This window comes from Xanthomonas sp. NCPPB 1826, assembly GCF_056725285.1.
The window spans coordinates 1,056,720-1,078,409 of record NZ_CM161521.1 but is presented as its reverse complement, the minus strand read 5'-3'; the positions used below and the strand labels follow the sequence as shown (position 1 = coordinate 1,078,409).

Here is a 21,690-nt window from a genome sequence, read left to right as displayed (position 1 = left end):
GCTACCAGCTCACCGCCAGGCTGACCGAGGCGGTGCGCCCGGCGCCGGTGAAGCGATCGATCACCGTGCTGCTGGCCAGCGTACCGTTGGGCAGCGCATTCCAGTCCACATAGCGGCGGTCGGCGAGATTGAAGATGCCGGCAGTGACCTTGGCACCGGGTGCGAACTCCCAATGCCCCAACAGGTCCAGCGTGGCGTAGCCGGCCGGGGTGTAGTAGCTGTCCAGCTGCGGGCGACGCTTGCGCGCGACGAAGGTGCCGATCAGTTCCGCCCCCCAGGCATCGCTGTCGAAGGCCACGCCGAGCGTGCCGCGCAGCGGGTCGACCGAGTTGAGCGGAGTGTCGTCGGTGAGATTGTCGCCTTCCGCATACGCCACGGCGCTGTTGAGCGACCAACCCTGCCAGCCGGCCAGTGCACCCAGATCGATTCCGCCGCGCGCTTCGGCGCCCTTGATCACCACATCGTCCACGTTGCGCGACTGGAACAGCATCAGCCCTTCGGCATTGAAGCCGGCCGGCGCATACGATTCGATGAAGTTGCGATAGTCGGTGTAGTACACGCTGACACCCAGATAGCCGACTGCATCGTTGAAACGCAGCCCCAGTTCGCCACCGCGGCTAGCCTCCGATTTCAGGTCTGGATTGGCGATGGCGGTGTAGCGCGCCTGCAGATTGGTGAAGCCGATATTGACGTCGTTGTATGGCGGCGCGCGGAAGCCGTGCGCGTAATTGGCATACGCCGACCAGGCATCCGAAAACCGCCACACCGCACCGAACTTGGGAGACACCTGGGTCTCGTCGATGGTCTCGGCGGCAACGCCGGGATTGTCTTCGCGGAAGATGTCGTCCACCCGCGGCGACAGCCGGAAATAATCCACGCGCACGCCCGGCGTCAGCGACAGCTTTCCATCGAACAGGTGGATCTCGTCCTGCGCATACAGCCCGAGCTTGGTGGTCTCGCTCTTGGGAAAATCGCGCAACGGGAACACGTCCTGACCGACGCGGTTGGTGATTGCGCCATTGGCCAGATTGACCGAGTAGCCATCGCGCTTGGCGCGGGTGTCGGTCCAGGTGCCGTCCAGGCCATAGGTGATGTCGTGGCTGAGCGTGCCGGTGTCGATGGCTTTGTGTGCGTTGACCAGCAGGCCGTACACGCGCTGATCGAAGTTGTGTTCGTTATGACGGCGGGTATTGTTGCCGCGCAGTTCGTCGGTGCGCTGCAGGCTTTCGCTGTCCTGGCGATACAGCTGCCACTGCAGATCGTCGGCCAGCGCCCAATCCAGTGCATCCAGTTCGTGGCGCAGCGAGACGCGCGCGCGGGTCTGATGGTCGCGTCCGTCCTGCGACAGGATGCGCTGCGATGGCGTGGTCACACGCGGGTCGATGCCGGTCAACGCCTCGATGCTGCCGTAGTCTTCGTTGCCTTCCACGGTGAGCTTGAAACGCTGCTGCGCGCTGGGCGCGTACACCAGCTTGGCCAGCACGCTGCGGCCATCGATACGCTGCGGGTTGGCCGCAGTACGGGTGAAATCGCGGCTGCGGTTGTCGCCCTGGTTCTGTGCTTCCTGGCCCTGGCGATGGCTGACCGCCACCATGCCGCTCCAGCGCTCGCCGCCGAACGCGCCGGTGGCACCGGCGAACAGGCCGTTCCAGTCGCCTTCGTAGCCGAACTTCAGGCCGACATAGCTGTGCTTGTCGGCACTCAGGTAATCGGATGGATCCTTGGTGACGAAAGCCACCACACCGCCCAGCGCGTCGGAGCCGTACAGGGAGCTGGCCGGCCCGCGCACCACTTCGACGCGCTTGAGCGTTTCCAGATCGACGAAGTTGCGGTTGGCGTTGAGGTAGCTGCCGAAGCTGAAGGTGTCCGACACCGGGACGTTGTCGACCAGGATCGCCACGCGGTTGCCGTCCAGCCCGCGGATGCGGATGCCGTTGGCGCCGGTGAAGCGGCCGCTGGTGCTGGTCACCGACACGCCGGGCGTGTAGCGGAACAGATCCTTGAGCTCGCGCACCAGTTGGTTGTCCAGTTGTTCGCGATCGATCACATCCACCGTGCTCGGCACATCGACCAGGGCACGCTGGGTGCGCGTGGCGGTCACCTGCAAGCGGTCGAAGTCGTGAACCTCACGCGCGGCATCACCACTGGCGGCGAGGTCGGCAGCGTGGGCACTCAACGGAAGAGCGGGCAGCGCAAGCGACAGCGCGACCACCAGCGGATGCAGGCGAATCATCGGGAACCTTTGAAGGGAAGTTCCCGGCAGCGTGTGCTGCAGACTAGGCCGCGACCGGCCGCCGGGGGAGAGCGTGGGGTGCGCGGACGGCGGCGGCAACGCCCGCGGCAGGCAACCCGATCCCTGCGCCAATGCGCGGAATCGGAGGGTGGAACTTACTTGGTCAGGATGAGCTTGTCGTTGCTGGTATGGCGCAAGCGATAGACGCGGTCGCCATGCTGGATCAGCACTTCGCGACGGCCTTTGAGCAGCGCCTCGCTGCTGATGAGGTCTTCTGCAGGGACGGCGCGCGGCGCAGCGCGGTCGCGCAGGTTGACCGGTTCGGAGCGGAGCAGCACGGGATGAGCGGTCATGATCTGGATCTCCAGTCGGTTGGCCAAACAAATAATAACCATTCTCATTTAATGATCAAGAGCCATTCTCATCTTCTCGACACGACCTTTGCATGGGTTAAACGATTTCGATTCACCGTGCCTATTGAAAAGATCTAGCCACGGGTTCCACCAGCGGTTTTTACGCACGGTGATCGTTGGCCTTGCTGATTACATCGCAGGTGGAAGGCACGCACTGGCAAGCGAAAGCGCGACTGGCATGACGCACCTTGCGCCGCAGAGGTTGGCTGACGTGCACGATCGGTCAGATGCGGCTTCTCGCTTGCTTTGAAGCGCCCGACAAAAAGCGTCGCAGCCAACCGTCCCGCACTTGCGCCCACCGCATGAGGCACCCCTCAGTGCGTCGCCGCCTCCACCCGTGCCCAACCGTCGGCATCGACCTGGGTCAAGGTCTCCAGCGCGCCGAGATTTTCTTCCAGCTGCGCGACCCGGCTGGCCCCCAGGATCACCGTGGACACGTGCGGGTTGCGCAGGCACCAGGCGATGGCCAGGCGTGCGGGCGACTGGCCCAGCTCGGCGGCCAACGCACAGAACGCGCGGGCACGTTCCAGGCGGCGCGCTTCCGGTGCGCCCAGCACTTCGTCCTGCAGCCACTGATTGCCCGGCTGGCCGAGGCGGCTGTCCGCGTCCACGCCGGCGTTGTACTTACCGGTCAGCAGGCCCGAGGCCAGCGGCGACCAGATCGTGGTGCCCAGCCCGCCCTCGCACAGCGGCGCGTATTCGCGCTCCAGCCGGTCGCGGTGCAGCAGGTTGTACTGCGGTTGCTCCATCGCCGGAGCGTGCAGGTGTTCCTGCTCGGCGATGCTGATGGCCTCGCGCAACTGCTCGGCGCTCCACTCGGAGGTGCCCCAGTACAACACTTTGCCTTGGCGGATCAGGGCATCCATGCTGCGCACGGTTTCGCGGATCGGCGTGTCCGGATCGGGCCGGTGGCAGAAGTACAGGTCCAGATAGTCCACGCGCAGGCGCTTGAGCGCGGCATGGCAGGCGTCGATGACATGCTTGCGCGAGAGTCCGCGCTGGGTCGGGCGCGGGCTGTCCACCGCGCCGAAGAACACCTTGCTCGACACGCAGTAACCATCGCGCGGCAGGCGCAGGTCGGCGATCACATCGCCCATCACCTCTTCGGCGCGGCCGCGTGCGTAGACCTCGGCGTTGTCGAAGAAATTGATGCCGTTGTCCCAGGCGGCGGCAATCAGGTTGCGCGCTTCGCTACGCCCGATCTGCTTGCCGAAGGTGACCCAGGCCCCGAACGACAGGGCCGACAGCTGCAGCCCGGTGGACCCCAGACGACGGTATTGCATTGGCAGACTCCAGCAACCTCCGCGGCGCCCTGCCCCGGATCGGCGTGCGCAGTGTAGGACGTGGTGCTGCCGGGGCGACAGGGTTGCGCGGCATCGATGCCGCTCAAGGTCCCATGCCGGCACGCGCACAAGTACAACCGGTTGCTATCGGTTCCGGAAAGAAAATGCGAACAGCCAGATGAGCCGCACGTTCTTCCGGGCGTCCATTCCTGGCGGCATGACAGCTGATGGATGGCTTACCGATTACGTCGGCCACGAAGTCCACAGGCATCGACACGTGCTTGACGCATTGCTTGCCGATCAGCGATAGCAATATTGGGAGCGTGGTGTCGCGTCCGGAGGCGGGACCGTGTGGCGGCATGGATGCCGCCACCGAGCCTCCAGGGACGGATTCACGGCGTGTCCTGACACCGGATGCGGCGCCGCGCTGCCGACCAGCTCACGTACGTGGTCTGCTAGTTTGATGCGAATGCTTCGGTCTGCTGCGGGCGCTTGCACGCGTACCGGCGTGGGACACGCCGCAAGTACGTCCATGTAGGCTCTGGCGCGGCATCCATGCCGCTCAAGGTCCCACGCCGGCACCCGCACAAGCACCACCAGTTGCTATCGGTTCCGGAAAGAAGTGCGAACAGCCAGATGAGCAACACGTTCTTCCGAGCGTCCATTCCTGGCGGCGTGACAGCTGATGGATGGCTTACCGATTACATCGGCCACGAAGTCCGCAGGCATCAACACCTGATTGAAGCATTGCTTGCCGATCAGCGATAGCAATGTTGGAAGCGTGGTGTCGCGTCCGGGGGCGGGACCGTGTGGCGGCATGGATGCCGCCACCGAGCCTCCAGGGACGGATTCACGGCGTGTCCCGACACTGGATGCGGCGCCGCGCTACCGACCGGCTCCGCACACCGATCAATCCTGTGCACGACATCTAGAGTTCCACGCGAATGCTTCGGTCTGCTGCGGGCGCTTGCGCGCATACCAGCGTGGGACACGCCGAAGTACGTCCGTGTAGGCGCTTGGCGCGGCATCCATGCCGCTCCAGGTTCCATGCCGGTACGCGCGCAGGCAGCACCGGTTTTCGTCGACGGCTGAAAGGAAAAGCGGCATCCGGTCGGGTGACCGTGCTTCGGGGTGCGGTCTTTGCGAGCGACGCACGGGCAGCGGATCGACGCCCCCGCCCCATGACCTTGCGCAAGCGCGGCTCGCCCGCCCGCGCGCAGGCAACTGCCCGCGCCCGCCCTGGCTTGCCTGCGGGCCAACGGGCGGGCCCTGAATGCTGCTCGCCTTGCCCACGGTCACCCCCTGCTCTAGGCTTCTCGTTTTGCCGTCAGCAGCCCCGGGGATTGGAATGGTCGAAGGTTTGGGAAGGATCGGTTTCGGCCTGTTCGGTCTGGCGGTGCTCATCGGCATCACCTGGCTGTTTTCGAGCAACCGCCGCGCGATCGACTGGAGGCTGGTCGCCACCGGTCTGGCGCTGCAGATTTCGTTCGCCGCACTGGTATTGCTGGTGCCGGGCGGACGCGATGTGTTCGATTCGCTGGGCAAGGGCTTCGTCAAGGTGCTGAGCTTCGTCAATGAGGGGTCCACCTTCATTTTCGGCAACCTGATGAACATCGACAGCTACGGCTTCATCTTTGCGTTCCAGGTGCTGCCCACCATCATCTTCTTCTCGGCGCTGATGGGCGTGCTCTACCACCTGGGCGTGATGCAGGTGGTGGTCCGCGCGATGGCGTGGGCAATCACCAAGGTGATGCGCGTGTCCGGTGCGGAAACCACCAGCGTGTGTGCCAGCGTGTTCATCGGCCAGACCGAAGCGCCGCTGACGGTGCGTCCGTACATCCCCAAGATGACCCAGTCCGAGCTGCTGACGATGATGATCGGCGGCATGGCGCATATCGCCGGCGGCGTGCTGGCCGCCTATGTCGGCATGCTCGGTGGCAGCGACCCCGCGCAGCAGGCGTTCTATGCCAAGCATCTGCTCGCTGCCAGCATCATGGCCGCGCCCGCCACCCTGGTGGTGGCCAAGCTGCTGGTGCCGGAAACCGGCACCCCGCTGACCCGCGGCACGGTCAAGATGGAAGTGGAAAAGACCACCAGCAACGTCATCGATGCGGCGGCGGCCGGTGCCGGCGACGGCTTGCGCCTGGCGCTGAACATCGGCGCGATGCTGCTGGCCTTCATTGCGCTGATCGCCTTGATCAACGCACCGCTGACCTGGCTGGGCGAGATCACCGGCGCCGCCGCACTGCTGGGCCGGCCGACCAACCTGTCGACGATCTTCGGCTACGTGCTGGCGCCGATCGCCTGGGTGATCGGCACCCCGTGGGTTGACGCGACCACGGTGGGTTCTCTGATCGGGCAGAAGGTGGTGATCAACGAGTTCGTCGCCTACAGCGAGCTGTCGCGTATCGTGAAGGGCGAAGTGCCCGGCGTTGGCCTGAGCGCGGAAGGTCGGCTGATTGCCACGTATGCGCTGTGCGGCTTTGCCAACTTCAGCTCGATTGCGATCCAGATCGGTGGCATCGGCGGGCTGGCACCGGAACGCCGTCACGATCTGGCCAAGTTCGGCCTGCGCGCAGTGCTGGGCGGTTCGATCGCCACGTTCATGACCGCTACCATTGCCGGCGTGCTATCGCATTTCGGTTGAGGCGGCGCGGGTTCATCGGCGTGACGGTCTAATCGCCGCACGCCACGTTTCATTCAGTCATTCAAGTCAAGGGTATTTATGAGTTCGGTCGTCGTTGTCGGGTCCTTCAATGTCGATCACGTGTGGCGCTGTGATGTCCTGCCTGCGCCAGGTGCCACCATCGCCGGTCGCTACAGCACCGGCCCGGGTGGCAAGGGCTTCAACCAGGCGGTCGCGGCCGCACGTGCCGGCGCCAGGACGCACTTTCTGTGCGCGCTGGGCGACGATGCCGGCGGCGCGCTAGCGCGCTCGCTGGCTGCGCACGACGGCTTTGCGTTGATCGCCGAGCCCAGCAATGAGCCGACCGGCACCGGCGGTATCTATGTCGACGCGCACGGCCGCAACACCATCGTGATCGGCGCCGGTGCCAACTCGGTGCTGAGCGCAGCGTTTGTGGACAACCAGCGCGCGCTGGTGGCCTCGTCCGGCGTGTTGCTGGCGCAGCTGGAATCGCCGGCGGAGACCATCGAGTCGGCGCTGGCGCTGGCACGCGAATGCGGCGTGCTGACCGTGCTCAACGCCGCACCGGCCAACGCGCCGACCTCGATCGGCCTGCTCAAGCTGTCGGACGTGCTGACGCCCAACGAAACCGAATTTGCGGCCCTGCTCGGCCGGCACGTCGGCGAACGCATCAATGCCGACGATGTGGCGGCGCTGGACGGCAACACGCTGCATTCGCTGTGCCGCAAGCTGCTGCCGGGCGGTACCGTGGTGGTGACACTGGGATCGGTGGGCGCCTTCATCTCGCATGCGGAAGAACAGCTGCGCGGCGACACGGCCGCGCATTACCGCGTGGGCGCGGAAAGCGCGCAGACGGTGGACACCACCGGCGCCGGCGACGCGTTCAACGGCGCGCTGGTGGCCTCGCTGGCGCAGGCGCCGACTGCCAGCTTCATCACCCACGTGCGTTTTGCCACCCGCTACGCCGCGCGCTCCACCGAAGTGGAAGGCGCCGCCACCTCGATGCCGCGCATGGTGCCCGAACCGGCCGTGTGATCCGCACGCTTCAAGCAAACAACGAAGGCGACCGCAGCGATGCGGTCGCCTTTTGCGTTCAAGGCGTCGGCATCCCATGGGACTGCTTCGATCCACGAACGGCATGTCGAGGCCTGTCCATCGACGGACGCCGCCAGGCCCGCTGCGTCGGAGCTTCGATCGTCTCCATCGGATAGCAATCTGGGCGGCGGTACCTGGCGTGATGCCGCGTCGGGCACCCGTACCCTCATCCGGCGCTGACGCCACCTTCTCCCGACGGGAGAGGAGTTGGGGTGAGGGTACGGTCAGCCAGCAATCTCGCCGCTGCCCTCGCTCTACTAGCCACGCGACCCGCACAGCAACCGCACAAGACCGAAGGCCGGAACTGCTCTCCCGATTCCCGATTCCCGATTCCCGAATCCCCACCCAGCTACAATGCCACCATGCAGATCGGCCCCTACTCCATCGACCCGAAAGTGATCCTGGCCCCGATGGCCGGCGTCACCGACAAGCCGTTCCGGCTGCTGTGCAAACGGCTGGGCGCCGGGCTGGCGGTGTCGGAGATGACCATCTCCGATCCACGCTTCTGGGGCACGCGCAAATCGCTGCACCGCATGGATCATGCCGGCGAGCCGGATCCGGTCAGCGTGCAGATTGCCGGCACCGAGCCGCAGCAACTGGCCGAGGCGGCGCGCTACAACGTCGACCACGGTGCGCAGCTGATCGACATCAACATGGGCTGCCCGGCCAAGAAGGTCTGCAATGCCTGGGCCGGCTCGGCGCTGATGCGCGACGAGGACCTGGTGGCACGCATCCTCAGCGCGGTGGTGCAGGCGGTGGATGTGCCGGTGACCCTGAAGATCCGCACCGGATGGGACTGCGATCACCGCAACGGCCCGACCATTGCGCGCATCGCGCAGGACTGCGGGATCGCCGCGCTCGCCGTGCACGGGCGCACCCGCGACCAGCATTACACCGGCACTGCCGAGTACGCCACGATTGCGCAGATCAAGGCGGCGCTGCAGATTCCGGTGATCGCCAACGGCGATATCGACTCGCCGCAGAAGGCAGCGCAGGTGCTGCGCGAGACCGGCGTGGATGCGGTGATGATCGGGCGTGCCGCGCAGGGGCGCCCGTGGATCTTCGGCGAGGTGGCGCATTATCTGTCCACCGGCGAGCTGTTGCCGCCGCCGTCGTTGGCATTCGTGCGCGACACCCTGCTCGGCCATCTGGAAGCGCTGCATGCGTTCTACGGGCAGCCGCAGGGCGTGCGCATCGCGCGCAAGCATCTGGGCTGGTACGCCAAGGATCACCCGCAGAGCGCCGACTTCCGTGCGGTGGTCAATCGCGCCGAAACGCCGGAAGCGCAGCTGGAACTGACCCGCGCGTATTTCGACGCCTTGATCGCCGGTGTGCCGCCAGCGATGTCGGTTGCCGCCTGAGTTTTCCTGCGTTGTTGGAGCTGCAGTCATGACCGCACCGAGCGACACCCCGACCTATCTGCATGGGTTTTCGTCCACCGAACAGGCACGCCTGCTCAAACAGGCGCGCCTGCTGGAAGCCACGCTGTTCAACCAGATCGACTACAGCGGCGCACGCCGGCTGCTGGAAGTGGGCAGCGGCGTGGGCGCGCAGACCGAAATCCTGCTGCGCCGCTTTCCCGACCTGCACGTCACCAGCGTGGATCTGAGCGAGGCGCAGTTGGGCGCGGCACGCGCCAATCTGGAACGGCTGGCATGGTGCCGCGAGCGCTACACGCTGCAACAGGCCGATGCCAGCGATCTGCCGTTCGAGGCGCGTCAGTTCGATGCGGCGTTCCTGTGCTGGGTGCTCGAGCATGTGCCCTCGCCTGCGCGCGTGCTCAACGAGGTGCGGCGGGTGCTGCTGCCGGGCTCGCCGGTGTACGTCACCGAGGTGATGAACGCTTCGTTCCTGCTGCATCCGTATTCGCCCAACCTGTGGCGCTACTGGATGGCCTTCAACGATTTCCAGCACGACCAGGGCGGCGACCCGTTCGTCGGCGCCAAGCTGGGCAACCTGCTGCTGGCCGGCGGCTTTCGCGATGTGCACACCGAGATCAAGACGCTGCATCTGGACAACCGCGAGCCAGGCCGGCGCAAGACCATGATCGGGTTCTGGGAAGAAGTGCTGCTGTCGGCGGCCGACCAGTTGCTCGAGGCCGGTGCGGTGAACGCAGACACCGTGGACGGCATGCGCCGCGAACTGGCGCAGGTGCACAGCGACCCGAACGCGGTGTTCTTCTACTCGTTCGTGCAGGCGCGCGCGACAGTGTATTGAGCCGGCCGGCTGCCCGGACTTGCTGCGTGCGTATTGCTGGGCGAACCGACTGAGCGAACCTACCGAGCGGCCGGCGCAGGCGTGGCGGCGTGTTCCAGATCGCCGGTCAGCACCGTGCCGGTGGGCTCGTGCCAGATACGGCGCCACATCTGTGCCAGTACCTCACCGATTTGATCGCGCGCCACCGGCGCGCGGTAGGCGGCCTGGATCTGCCGCGGCGTAATCGGTTGCCATTGCCCGTCTTGGCGATGGGCCACCACGAAGTTGAAGTTGTAGTCCGGCTCCAGACCCATGCGCAGATCGCTGAGCATCAGCTCGTCATCGACCAGGCGTGCGCGCATGAAACCGCGATTGAACCAGGTCAACCGGCGCACCGCGTCGAAACCGGCCACCTCGCCCAGGGCCTGGGTGTTGCTGGAATAGCCGCGAAACTGCATCGGCCCCTTGTCGGCCACCAGCGAGCGTTCGCCGATCACATAGCCGTTGGGCGTCATCGCCACCACGCGCCACAGCAAGGTGTTGAGCGGCATCGGCACCGAGAAGCGCGGCGCATCCTTCAAGCCGAGCGCGGCCAGTGCACGGTCCGCTTCCTGGTCGACCAGGTGCTTGGCCAGCAACGACCAGCCCAGGTAGGCGGAGCTGAGCGCCAGCCCGATCACCATCGCGTGCTGCGCGACCGGTCGCGCGCGCGCAAACCATGCCACCGCGCAAGCCAGCAACAGCCATAGCGTGTAGGCCGGGTCGATGATGAAGACGCTCGACCACATTGCCGGATGCGGCTGCAGCGGCCACCACAGCTGGGTCCCGTAGACGGTGAAGGCATCCAGCAGCGGATGCGTGATCAACGCCAACTGGATCGCCCAGAACCAGCGCTTGGGCGCAGTGGCCACGCGCCCGTTGCCGTAACGGCGAAACAGCCACCAGATCAGCCAGCCCAGCAACGGCTGCACGAACAACGAATGGCTGGCGCTGCGATGCACCGTCATCAGCGTGACCGGATCGTCGGTCAGCGGCAGCAATACCAGCGCATCGAGATCGGGCAAGGTGCCCAGTGCGGCGCCGGCCAACAGGGCGGCACGGCGCTGTCCGGCCGGTGCGATGGCGGCAGCGACGGCGCCACCAAGAACGATCTGGGTCAATGAATCCATCGGCCGATGCTAGCAGGACGGGCATCGTCCAGTGCCATCACGTGCGTTCTGGCCGGCCGGCAGTCAGCCAGCAGCCGCGGTGCTCACATTGCGCTGCGGCTCGCGGTCGAAAACGACGCTGCAGCCGCCGTCCGCAGTCCTTGCGCCAGGACAGCGAACGCTGCACGCCGCGCACATCCGATGGCACATACCGGCAGCTGCGGTCTGCCGGCAGCTGCTGCGCCTGACCAACCTCACGCCGCGCGCTGCTGCGCGGCATGAGGTTGCGGCGCCAGTTCGGCCAGCACGTCGCCATGATGGTTGACCAGTTGCAGTGCGCCGGACTGCGTCTCGCGCAGCGCCGTCAGGCTCTCCACCCAGTCGCCGGTGTTGGCGTAGAGATGGCCGGCCTGCATGCGCAGTGCGGCGCGATGGATATGCCCGCAGACGATGCCGTCCAGATCGCGGCGCACCACATCGGCCAGGCCGGCCGCCACGAAGCGGCCGATATAGCGCTCGGCCGCGCCGCTGCGGCGCTTGAGAAACTCGGCCAGCGACCAGTAGCGCATGCCCAGGCGCCGCCGCAGACGATTGGTCAGCTGATTGCCGGTGAGGATGCGGTAGTAGAGCCAGTCGCCGAATCGTTCCTGCAAGCCGCCGAAATGGGTTTGCGCATCGTAGTCGTCGCCATGGGTGACCAGCAGCCGGCGGCCGTCCAGCAAGGTGTGGACGCTGCGTCGGCGCACCTGCATGGCCGGCATCACCAGGCCGCAGAAGCGGCGGATGGCACGGTCGTGGTTGCCGGGCACGTAGATGATCTCGGTACCGCGCCTGGCCTGCGCATGCAGGGCGGCGATCACCTGCTGATGCGCCGCATCCCAGACCGCGCGCCGCTGCGACATCCACCACAGGTCGATGATGTCGCCGACCAGATACAGGGTCTGGCAACGCTGGCGGCCGAGGAACGCGGCGATCTCGGCGGCATGGCAGTGCCGCGAGCCCAGGTGCAGGTCGGACAGGAACAGGGCGCGGACGGGAGGGTGCAATGTGGACACGTGCATGCGGACATCTCCAGGGCAAAATCTCGGCGCCGCGATCGGGCGCTGCGCAGGCAGGTTGCGTGCGCCGCCCGCAGGCGTCGGCAGCGCGCTGACGCAGATGCGCGCGCAGCAAGCCGCGGCGGAGCGCTGCAATCGGGCACCCGCATCCCGGCTCGTGGTCGCCATGGCAGCCATGCGCCCTCGCACCGGCACACTGTCCAGCGACATCGCGCATTCCTCTCCAGCGGCGTGGCTGCACGCAGCCATGCCGCCAGGCACGCGCGCATGCTGACCGGTCAGTACGACCATTGCATGGCAAGCTGACGACACCCGGATGACCGTGCAAACCCCCGCCACGACACGGGTTTAACGCCACAGCGGGCTGTTCAGGCGCACAATGCACAGGGTTGTCGGACGGTGTATCATCCGCACCCATCTTTTCATCCGAATCAAGGGATATAAGCCTGATGTCCAGCTACCTGTTCACCTCCGAATCGGTCTCCGAAGGCCATCCGGACAAGATCGCCGACCAGATCTCCGACGCAGTGCTGGATGCCATCCTGGCCCAGGACAAGCGCGCCCGCGTGGCATGCGAGACGATGGTCAAGACGGGCGTGGCGATCGTTGCCGGCGAAGTGACCACCAGTGCCTGGATCGACCTGGAAGCGCTGACCCGCAAGGTCATTCTGGACATCGGCTACAACAGCTCCGACGTCGGCTTCGACGGCGAGACCTGTGGCGTGCTCAACCTGATCGGCAAGCAGTCGCCGGACATCAACCAGGGCGTGGATCGCAAGAACCCGGAACAGCAGGGCGCCGGCGACCAGGGCCTGATGTTTGGCTACGCGACCAACGAGACCGACAGCCACATGCCGGCCGCGATCCATCTGTCGCACCGCCTGGTCGAGCAGCAGGCCAAGATCCGCAAGAAGAAGAACTCAGCGCTGTCCTGGCTGCGTCCGGACGCCAAGTCGCAGGTCACCCTGCGCTACGAAGACGGCGTTGCGACCGCGATCGACGCGGTGGTGCTGTCGACCCAGCACGATCCGGGCATCAAGCAGAAGGATCTGGTCGAGGCCGTGCGCGAGGAAATCCTCAAGCCGGTGCTGCCGGCCAAGTGGCTGCACAAGGGCACCAAGTTCCACATCAACCCGACCGGCAAGTTCGTGATCGGCGGGCCGGTGGGCGATTGCGGCCTGACCGGCCGCAAGATCATCGTCGACACCTACGGCGGCTGGGCGCGTCACGGTGGCGGTGCGTTTTCCGGCAAGGATCCGTCCAAGGTCGATCGCTCGGCAGCCTACGCGGCGCGCTATGTGGCCAAGAACGTGGTGGCTGCCGGCCTGGCCGACCGTTGCGAAGTGCAGGTCTCCTACGCCATCGGCGTGGCCGAGCCGACCTCGATTTCGGTCACCACCTTCGGCACCGGCAAGATCGCCGACGAGCAGATCGAAAAGCTGATCCGCAAGCACTTCGACCTGCGTCCGTTCGGCATCATCCAGATGCTCGACCTGATCCACCCGATGTATCAGCAGACCGCGTCCTACGGTCACTTCGGCCGCAAGCCGAAGGACTTCTCCTACACCGACGCAACCGGTGCGCAGCACAGCGCCACCGCGTTCTCGTGGGAAAAGACCGACCGCGCCGACGCCCTGCGCGCCGACGCCAAGCTGAAGTAAGCCAGCTGCTCCTGCGGGAGCGAATATAGTGAATTGCACATGGGCCGCTGATGCGGCCCATGTGCGTTTTGGCGGAATGGATGTTTCCAATGGAGTTCCACGGATAGATTCACTGCGTGTCCGGTTTTTTGATGCGGCCACCGCCTGCTGACGAATCTCCGTGTTGGACGTCTAGTGGGGTTGTGCGAATGCTCCGGTCACTGATGCTTTGTTACTGAGGGCTTCGGCCATTGAAGGCGCTTGCACGCGTAGTGTCTGCCGATCAGCAGTGGCAATACTGGGAGCGCGGGGCCGTGTGGCGGCATGGACGCCGCCACCGGGCCTCCAGGGGCGGATTTACGGCGTGTCCCGACACCGGATGCGGCGCCGCGCTGCCGACCGACTCCGCACACCGATCGATCTTGCGCACGACATCTGGCGTTTTCATGCGACTGCTTCGGTCTACTGCGGGCGCTTGCACGCGTACCAGCGATCATTGTCGGCGGCTGATAGAAAAGCGGCGGCTGGTTAAGTGATCGTGGTTTGGATCGTGTTTCCTTCTCCACTACTCAAAGACCAAGTGTTGAGGTGATCTCGACGACCTGGCCGGCCCAATCCGCAAGCGCCACGTCTGCTTGAAAACATTGCTTGCCGATCAGCAGTGGCAATGCTGGGAGCGTGGTGTCGCGTCCGGGGGCGGGACCGTGTGGCGGCATGGATGCCGCCACCGAGCCTCCAGGGATGGATTTACGGCGTGTCCCGACACCGGATGCGGCGCCGCGCTGCCGACCAACTCCGTACTCCGATCAATCTTGCGCACGACATCTACCCTCTCCATGCGGATGCTTCGATGAGCTGAAGGTGCCTGCACATCGCAGCCCCGGCATTGCGTTCAAGGCTCACGTTGCAACTGTTGCTCCAACGCCTGAGCGAATGCCTTCAACGGACACGCCATCCGTTGCTCGCCCGTGCATAGACCCAAGGCCAGTTCCTGCTGCAACGGCGGGTGCGCCAGATCCAATGGCGCCAGCGTCCGCAGTTGATCCAGCGATTGCGCAAGATACTTCGCACGCACCACCTGCTGCCCATTCGGTTCGCGCCATAGCTCCAGCAGCAATGCGCCACCCGGCGGCGGATCGTCGGCGCCGTAGCCGGGGAGATGAAAGTGCACGCCCAGCAAACTGCTCAACGCGGCGATATGCGTGTCGCTGCCAACGAAGACCGAGACCTTTGGCGCCTGCACATCGCCGAAGCGCTGCAGCACTTCACGCGCCAGCGGTGCGCCCGAACGTGAAGCCATGTAATGCGGACGTGCGTAGATGTCGAACAACAAGGCATGCAGGCGCGAGACCTGCGTCAGCCGCTCGGGTGTGGCGCGGCCCCAGCCGACCTGCGACAGCGGCAGGCCTTCGGCGTATTGCAGCAGCAACACCTCGCCGGTGCCGGAGGTCAGATCGATCGGCCCACCCAGGGCCAGGCCGCGCCCGTTGGCCGACGGTGCCAGCGTGGACGGCATCTGCGCAAAGTCGCAGGGCGTGCGCGTACAACCCAGGATCTGCTGCATTGCCTGCAACTCGGCTGCGTGCCCTCGCAGTAATGCGGCGGGGCCACCGGTTTGCTTTTCGATCGCCGCAACCGCCGCCGTGCCATCGAACGGCACCGCGCCGGCTTCGATCGGGCGGAACAACGGATCGTTGCTGCCGGCCTGGCGATGTCCGGCGACGATCCCGCAGCCTGGTGCCAGCGCCTCGGCCAGCAAGGCGCCGCTGTCGATGGTGCGCTGATCGGTATTGGCCCAGACCGACACGCTGCCTGCTGCCGGGCAGCCGCTAAGCGGCAACACGCCCTGCTGCGCCAGCCATTGACGCAGATAGTCACCGCTCAACTGCACGCCGATGCGCCCGTGCGGCGTCAGCAGGCTGGCCGGTGTGGACCATTGCGGCCAGGGCGCGTCGGCATAGTGCGCTGCGGCGGCTTCGCCCTGCAGCGGTGCGCGCACGCCGTGCCGGAAGACAGCCACCACGCGTTTCAGTTGCGCGGTCTGCGCGATTGCGGGCGGCCCGGGCGGACGCGGCGTGCAGCCGATCAGCAGCAGCGCGCCGAGTGCGAGTACCGGCATCCGCCATCGTGGACGAAGCGCTGTCGTCGAACGTGGCCTGACGCCTGCGTGCAACGGCGCGACGATCCTGCACGACGGCAACGACGCGATCCCCATCGCGTCGCTGCCGTCATCGCCTGCGGGCGTCTGTTCACCACCCTGCCCCGTTTTCTTCGCTTGCCTGAAACCCATACCTGTCGGTCATCCGGTTGTTCATCGCGGAATTTACCGGGCCAATGTGCAAGGCAGACGACACCTGGCGGAACTTATCCAACATGTCCGGGAAGCTGCCACGCAGCGATGAATGCTCCTAAGCAGTCGCACGGTTGCGGTGCCAAGAGCGGACAACACAAGAAAGCTGGCGGTCGTCAGGTGGGTGCGGAGGGTGCGCTCAGAATCGAAATGTACGAATAGGTCCATACCGCTTCCGAGCACCGGCAGCGCCTCACCTGACGGCGGCGCAGTCGGTGTGTTGGCCGCTCGAAGCTCGGCATCAGCCTTGTACACCCGCAACTCACCGCATGGTGCGCCGCTTTGAGTAGATCCCCCGCGCACCGACCATCAGGACGCACTGCGCGAGGCCGCGCCGCGCTGACATGAGGTGGACCGGCATCCATCCATCGACACACGCCTGCGCAGCGCGCCAGCTATCTGGGACCGTCGTGCTCCTGCGCCTGCATGCGACTGTATGCGTGCAGATCGGCCCGCACTCAGGTGCGCAGGAAGATTTCCACGCGTCGGTTGAGTTGTCGCCCGCCGGGGTTGTCCTGTCCATCCAGCGTATTGGGTGCCACCGGTTGCGATTCGCCATAGCCTTTTGCGCCGGCCGACTGCGCGGCACCGCGGGTGCGTAATGCGGCCAGCACCGCCTCGGCGCGGCGCTCGGACAGCGCCTGGTTATAGGCATCGCTGCCCTTGGCATCGGTATGCCCCCGAACCTCCATGTCCTTGGCGCTGACCTTGCCGAGTGCGGCCGCCAGCACGTCGAGCACGCGCGCGGCGTCGGGGCGAATCTCGGCCTTGTCGAAGTCGAACAGGATGCGCTCGTTCAAGGTGATCAGATAGCCGCACGGTGCGCCGGGAAGTGCGAACTTCTGCAGCAGCGGGAAGCGCCCGGCCGGCGGCACCTTCGGCAGCGGCGGCATGCGCACTTCGCGCGGCGGGGTACCGACGGTGCCGGTGCCATTGCCGCGGTTCTGCACCAGCCCGTCCGGGCCGTTCCAGGTTCCCGAGCCGTCGGCGTTGATGGTGATCAGACCGCGCGGGCCGTTCCAGGTACCGCTGCCATCGCCGTGGTTGTCGACCAAGCCGCTCTTGTCGCTGTTCCAGGTGCCTGCCCCCTTGCCATCCAGACTGATCAGGCCGGCCGGGCCGTTGTAGGTACCGGCACCGCTGGCCTGGACCTGGACGATCGCGTCGTCGCCACCGGCGCCGCTGGCATTGATGGTGCCGCTGCCGTCGGCATTGACGCGGATCAGGCCGCCGTCGAAGTTGGCGGTACCGCTGCCATCGGCCTTGAGGTCGAACAGCCCGCCGTCGCCGTTGCGCAGCAGATTGCCGTTGGCATCGACACTGGTGATGCCGGCGTCGTTGATCAGGCTGCCGCCATCGCCGCAGCGTGCCGGCGTCACGCTGACGCCTTCGATCGGGTCGAGAATGTCCTGCAGCGAGGCCTCCAGTGCGCGCTGCGCCGGGGTCACGCCGGCAATCTCCGGCACCACGATCGACGGGATGGCCGGGAACTCGGGCACCGCTTCATCGGCGACCGGTGGCGATGCGGACGGAGGCGCTGCGGTCTGCGCTGCCGGGGGCGTGGCGCCCGCAGGGTCGGCTGGCTCGCGTTGACCTTCGCCGCGGCCGCAACCGGCCAGCAGCAAGGGCACCCAGATCACTGCCGACAGCGTCTTGCGCATTGCGTCTTCCCTGGTTCGAGCGTGTTCGAGAACCGCCTGATAGCACGGGCCAGGTAAACAACGCGCTAAACGCGGCCGACGCGACGACTGCGCGACCGTCAGGCAGTGCGGTCGGTGCCGGGATCGGCATGCTCGTGTACTCCGGCTCCTGCGCGTCGTCGCACCCACCGGATGACCGCGCGTTGCCCAGGTTGGCCGGCCCAGTCGTGAGCAATCGCAACGCCGGGAACTGGAAAATGGCGCGCATTGGCAGCGGCAAACTCCACACCCCGCGGTGCGTGACTAGCAGCCACGCCTTCCACTGATGGTGCAGCGCACTCAGAACGTCGCCGGCGCCCCAGCCGGACGCGCGGCCTGCGCCTGGTTTGTGTCTGCCGCTTCGGCTTGCAGCTGCTCGTGCAGGATGCGGCGGATTTCCAGAATCGCCTGCGGGGTTTCCTGCACGCTGTGCCAGGAGGTCACCACCAGCTCGGACTCGGCACCGTCCAGATGCGCGCTGCGATACGGCACCAGGCCATCGTCGGAATCGGCCAGCGGCACCTGCGGTTTTTCGCGTCCGACAATGGTGTGGTAATGCACCTGCGGGGAGATCGGCAGGTCCATGCTGGCGCGTACGAACGGGTCGGTATCGCGCAGGTTGTCGATGCTGGTCGGCGGCAGCAGGCGCCGCTTGCGTCGCGGGTCGTCGCCCTGCGCGCGCCGCTCGCTGCTGGCCAGATCCTGAAACACATCGCCGAAGCGATCCAGCAAGGCGATCGGCAAACGCACCAGGCGGCCGACGAAGCGCCCGAGCCCACCTTCGGCCAGGGGCGTGCCGCGGTGCGGCGCGGCGATGAAGATGGCGCGGTCGACCTGCGGCATTGGCGAAAAATGCAGCAACGGCGACAACTTCGCGCGCACGCGTGCGCCGCGCTCGCCGTCCAGCCGGTAGTTTTCCAGCAGGGAATTCCACAGGCGCTCGCCCGACGAAGACACCAGCAGGCGCCCGATCACCCCGCCCATGCTGTGGCCGATCAACACCATGTCGTGCGATGCGATCGCCGTGCCGGATGGATCGAAGTGCTGCAGGCTGCGCTCCACCAGAGCCTGGATTTCGGCGCGGTTGACCGCTACCGGCGCATTGGTGGGGTAGTACACCTGCCAGATCTGGTAGCGCTGGCGCAGCGCTTCATCGCCCATCACTTCGTTGGCGACATTGACCCAGGCTTCCGGGCTGCTGGCAAGGCCATGCAGCATCAACAGCACGCGTCGGTCCGGGTCGTAGGGCTGCATCAGATACAGGTGCGGGCGGTCGATGCCGCGCGCGCTGCCCAGCATCGACCGCAGGGACTGCGCGGCAAACCCGGACCTGGCCAACCACAGGCCATACGCGGCAGTGAAGTTGGCCGCCAGCGGCACGCGCTGGCCATGCAGTACCACTTCGTTCTGGCGATACGGATCGTAAGGCACCACGGTGACGGCACGACCGCGCAGCACCGCATCCAGCGTATCGCCCTCGAAGCGCAGCAGCAGCGTTGCCGGTGCATACGGCATCTCGCTGAAGGTGGGCAGCGGACGCTCCGGTGTCGCGACAGCGGCGGCAGATTGTTGCAAGGCCAGTCCGGCAGGGTCGCCGACCACCTGTGGGTCCACCTCGGCCACCAGTTCGGCGCCGAAGCCGTCGCGTCGATATGTGCTGCGCAGCCCATCGAAGCGCAATGCCGAGGCGGCGAAGATCGCGCGCGGCGTGTTGCCGCCGCCCGGCAACCGATACGCTGACATATCGATACCGACCTGCCAGCGGCCTATGCTGGTCGGTTCGCGCTCGCTCTGGCCGGTCTGCTGCGCGCGTGCGAACAGGCGTTCGATCACCTGCTGCACGGCGTAGTTGTAGTAGTCGCGCACCTGCGTCTGGCGATTTTCGAACGCACGCGCACTGGGCGCCCGATCGGTGAAAAACAGATACGCGTATGCGTGCCGCGCGGCCTCCAGCCAGGCGTCGACTGCGGCATCGCTCATGGTTGTCGGGTCGCGCCCGCCCAGCGCAACCGCATGCGCGGTCCATAGCTCGGCCTGCGTTGCCAGCCGGCGTTCATCGCCGATGCCTGCGACGGTGGCGAGTTGCTGCAGGCAGGGCAGCGGGTCGCTGCGGCAGGCCTTGGGTTGCAGACCGGCCACCTGCACCGTCTCGCCGCTGGCCTGGCTCAACGCGCCAGTGCTGAGCACATCGCCACGCGTGCGCGCGATGAAGTCGCCGCTGCTGTGCGATTGCACCGTGACCATGGCGCAGCCACTCAGCCACAGGCTCGCCAGTACACCCGCCAGCACTGCAGAGGTACGACATCCACGCAGGCAAGCCTTCACCGGGGTGCGCTCGCGGTGGCCCCAGGCGCCGGTGCCTGCGGCATGCCGGCGCGGATGCGCTCGGAGAAATCGGCCGCCTTGTCGGCGGCGATCGCACGTGCGGTGAAATGCCCACGCTGCTTCAGCGTCGCGAAGTCGTAGCCGGGCATCAGCCCATCGTGATCGTAGGCGTATTCGTCGGCGTAGCCGGACAGCAGCAGGCGATGATCCAGCGGCAATGTGGGCTGCAATTGCCGCGCCAACGCGAACACGATCGTGGTGCAGTTGCTGGTGAGCGTGTTGTAGAACGCCGGCGCGCGATTCAAGTCGTTGGCCAGGCCCACGTAGCCCATGAACATGCGGCGCAGCCCGGCTTTGGGAATCGCCAGCCGATACAGATACATGTCCTCGCCGCGCACATTGGTGCGCACGCGCAGGATGTCGCGCTCGTCGGCGGCTACCAGGGTCTCTTCGAAACTGCGGAAAAATCCGCCCAATGCCGAGAACGACTCGTCGCGCTCCTTGCGGATTTCCAGCGAGAACACCACGTGCGAGCCGTCGTCGAAACCGAACGACACCAGGGTGTGCGCGATCGCCGGGCCCATCCAGTACGACAGCGCCAGATCGGCGCTGACCAAACGGTCCAGATCGTACTGGCGGGTTTCCCAGCGCGGCTGGTAGTCGGTTTCACTATGCCAGTCGAAATTGCGCACGTTGTGCAGCGTGACGATGTTGCCGTGCACCTCGGGCTGCAGGCGCTGGGCGACATCGTCGGCCCAGTCGCGGTCCTGGCTGGGCTGCATCATCCACCACGACACCGCCAGCACCGCAAATGCCGCACTGAAGATGCCCACCAAGGCCCAGTTCTCGCGGCCACGGCGCAAGCCCCACAACGCCGCGATTGCCATCGCGCACCACGAGCCCACCCACGCCGCGCGCACGAACGCGTTGCCGGTCAGCGCGAAGTAGATCGCCAGCCCGCCCCAGAGCGCTGCCAGCACCAGCGCCACCCGCAACGCCCAGCGCCCGATGCGCGAACGCGTGGCCGGTTTCATCGGGTGCCGCCTTCCGGTACCTGCATGCCCAATGCGTGCATCAACAGATCGGCCGAACGATGGGCGAGGCGTTTGCGTTCGGATTCGTCATTGCCGCGCAGGCAGCTGCCCAGCATGTCGATCACCAGCAGCAGCTGTTCGTCGTCGACATCGGCGCGGCACAGGCCGGCGTCGCGGGCGCGATGCACGAATGGCAGGAAGATGCTCACCACGCGCCGGTCGGCGGTTTCCACCGCCGGGTGCGCGCGTTCGATGGAACGCCAGAAATCCACCAGCGGCGCGGACTGGGCGATGTGCTCGGCCACGTCGTGCAGCAGCACGGCCAGTCCGTCCGGGCGCTCGGCCAGATCGGCGGCCAGCCGCTCCAGGCCGTCCAGGCCGCGGGTCATCAGCGCGGTCATCAGCGCGAGCCGGTCAGGGAAATTGCGGTACAGCGTGGCGCGGCCAAGGCCGGCACGCTCGACCACCAGCTCCAGCGGGGCATTGACGCCGTGTTCGCTGAACACTTCGTCGGCGGCATCGAGTATCTGCCGGCGGCGCAGCGCGGCATCAGGGCGGGAAGTCGTCATCGCGGCATTATCGGACAGAT

15 protein-coding genes are annotated in these 21,690 nt (G+C 66.2%); 5 read left to right on the top strand and 10 right to left on the bottom strand.

What is annotated here, in order from left to right; genetic code table 11:
• Nucleotide 1: 1 nt before the first annotated feature.
• The 3 genes from AC1PLA_RS04550 to AC1PLA_RS04540 all read right to left on the bottom strand — a co-directional run bounded on the left by AC1PLA_RS04550 (nt 2) and on the right by AC1PLA_RS04540 (nt 3,929).
• On the bottom strand, nt 2-2,233 hold the full coding sequence (locus AC1PLA_RS04550; protein ID WP_481105675.1) for a TonB-dependent hemoglobin/transferrin/lactoferrin family receptor: 2,232 nt from the start codon (nt 2,231-2,233) through the stop codon (nt 2-4).
• A gap of 155 nt (nt 2,234-2,388) precedes the next feature.
• The gene (hemP, locus tag AC1PLA_RS04545) at nt 2,389-2,628 is read right to left on the bottom strand and encodes a hemin uptake protein HemP (protein WP_024938306.1); all 240 of its coding nucleotides are present in this window, start codon (nt 2,626-2,628) and stop codon (nt 2,389-2,391) included.
• 332 nt (nt 2,629-2,960) lie between these two features.
• The gene (locus tag AC1PLA_RS04540) at nt 2,961-3,929 is read right to left on the bottom strand and encodes a potassium channel beta subunit family protein (protein ID WP_104624410.1); all 969 of its coding nucleotides are present in this window, start codon (nt 3,927-3,929) and stop codon (nt 2,961-2,963) included.
• Between the two features lie 1,348 nt (nt 3,930-5,277).
• Between AC1PLA_RS04540 and AC1PLA_RS04535 the strand changes: the two genes are divergently transcribed.
• From AC1PLA_RS04535 to AC1PLA_RS04520, 4 genes are all read left to right on the top strand, one after another.
• Nucleotides 5,278-6,576: a NupC/NupG family nucleoside CNT transporter gene (locus tag AC1PLA_RS04535; RefSeq protein ID WP_016903833.1), complete on the top strand. Its 1,299-nt coding sequence runs from the start codon at nt 5,278-5,280 to the stop codon at nt 6,574-6,576.
• A 78-nt stretch (nt 6,577-6,654) separates the two neighbouring features.
• Nucleotides 6,655-7,611 carry a ribokinase gene (locus AC1PLA_RS04530; protein WP_016903834.1) on the top strand — a complete coding sequence of 319 codons (957 nt, stop codon included), beginning with the start codon at nt 6,655-6,657 and terminating at the stop codon, nt 7,609-7,611.
• A gap of 422 nt (nt 7,612-8,033) precedes the next feature.
• Nucleotides 8,034-9,032, top strand: a complete 999-nt coding sequence (gene dusB, locus AC1PLA_RS04525) for a tRNA dihydrouridine synthase DusB (protein WP_102254778.1) — start codon at nt 8,034-8,036, stop codon at nt 9,030-9,032.
• Between the two features lie 28 nt (nt 9,033-9,060).
• Nucleotides 9,061-9,888, top strand: a complete 828-nt coding sequence (locus AC1PLA_RS04520; RefSeq protein ID WP_047125989.1) for a methyltransferase domain-containing protein — start codon at nt 9,061-9,063, stop codon at nt 9,886-9,888.
• 59 nt (nt 9,889-9,947) lie between these two features.
• Here AC1PLA_RS04520 and AC1PLA_RS04515 read toward each other — a convergent pair whose 3' ends face one another.
• Nucleotides 9,948-11,036 carry a metal-dependent hydrolase gene (locus AC1PLA_RS04515; protein ID WP_349780349.1) on the bottom strand — a complete coding sequence of 363 codons (1,089 nt, stop codon included), beginning with the start codon at nt 11,034-11,036 and terminating at the stop codon, nt 9,948-9,950.
• A 233-nt stretch (nt 11,037-11,269) separates the two neighbouring features.
• Complete coding sequence (locus AC1PLA_RS04510; RefSeq protein WP_039524069.1) at nt 11,270-12,076, bottom strand: UDP-2,3-diacylglucosamine diphosphatase; 807 nt, start codon at nt 12,074-12,076, stop codon at nt 11,270-11,272.
• A 446-nt stretch (nt 12,077-12,522) separates the two neighbouring features.
• Here AC1PLA_RS04510 and metK point away from each other — a divergent pair, with 446 nt between their 5' ends.
• On the top strand, nt 12,523-13,734 hold the full coding sequence (metK, locus tag AC1PLA_RS04505; RefSeq protein ID WP_349780348.1) for a methionine adenosyltransferase: 1,212 nt from the start codon (nt 12,523-12,525) through the stop codon (nt 13,732-13,734).
• A gap of 871 nt (nt 13,735-14,605) precedes the next feature.
• Here the strand turns inward: metK and AC1PLA_RS04500 are convergent.
• From AC1PLA_RS04500 to AC1PLA_RS04480, 5 genes are all read right to left on the bottom strand, one after another.
• On the bottom strand, nt 14,606-15,928 hold the full coding sequence (locus tag AC1PLA_RS04500) for a histidine-type phosphatase (protein WP_374151343.1): 1,323 nt from the start codon (nt 15,926-15,928) through the stop codon (nt 14,606-14,608).
• A gap of 593 nt (nt 15,929-16,521) precedes the next feature.
• Nucleotides 16,522-17,724 carry an OmpA family protein gene (locus tag AC1PLA_RS04495; RefSeq protein ID WP_016904953.1) on the bottom strand — a complete coding sequence of 401 codons (1,203 nt, stop codon included), beginning with the start codon at nt 17,722-17,724 and terminating at the stop codon, nt 16,522-16,524.
• 318 nt (nt 17,725-18,042) lie between these two features.
• A complete protein-coding gene (locus AC1PLA_RS04490; protein ID WP_230673699.1) occupies nt 18,043-19,986 on the bottom strand; it encodes an esterase/lipase family protein in 1,944 nt (647 codons plus the stop codon).
• Nucleotides 19,987-20,063: 77 nt separating this feature from the next.
• Entirely contained in the window at nt 20,064-21,101 is a 1,038-nt protein-coding gene (locus AC1PLA_RS04485; protein ID WP_016902214.1) for a DUF4105 domain-containing protein, read from the bottom strand.
• Nucleotides 21,098-21,670, bottom strand: coding sequence for a TetR/AcrR family transcriptional regulator (locus tag AC1PLA_RS04480; RefSeq protein WP_016902213.1), 573 nt, complete (start codon nt 21,668-21,670; stop codon nt 21,098-21,100). The genes AC1PLA_RS04485 and AC1PLA_RS04480 overlap by 4 nt, the downstream gene beginning before the upstream one ends.
• Nucleotides 21,671-21,690: the final 20 nt, after the last annotated feature.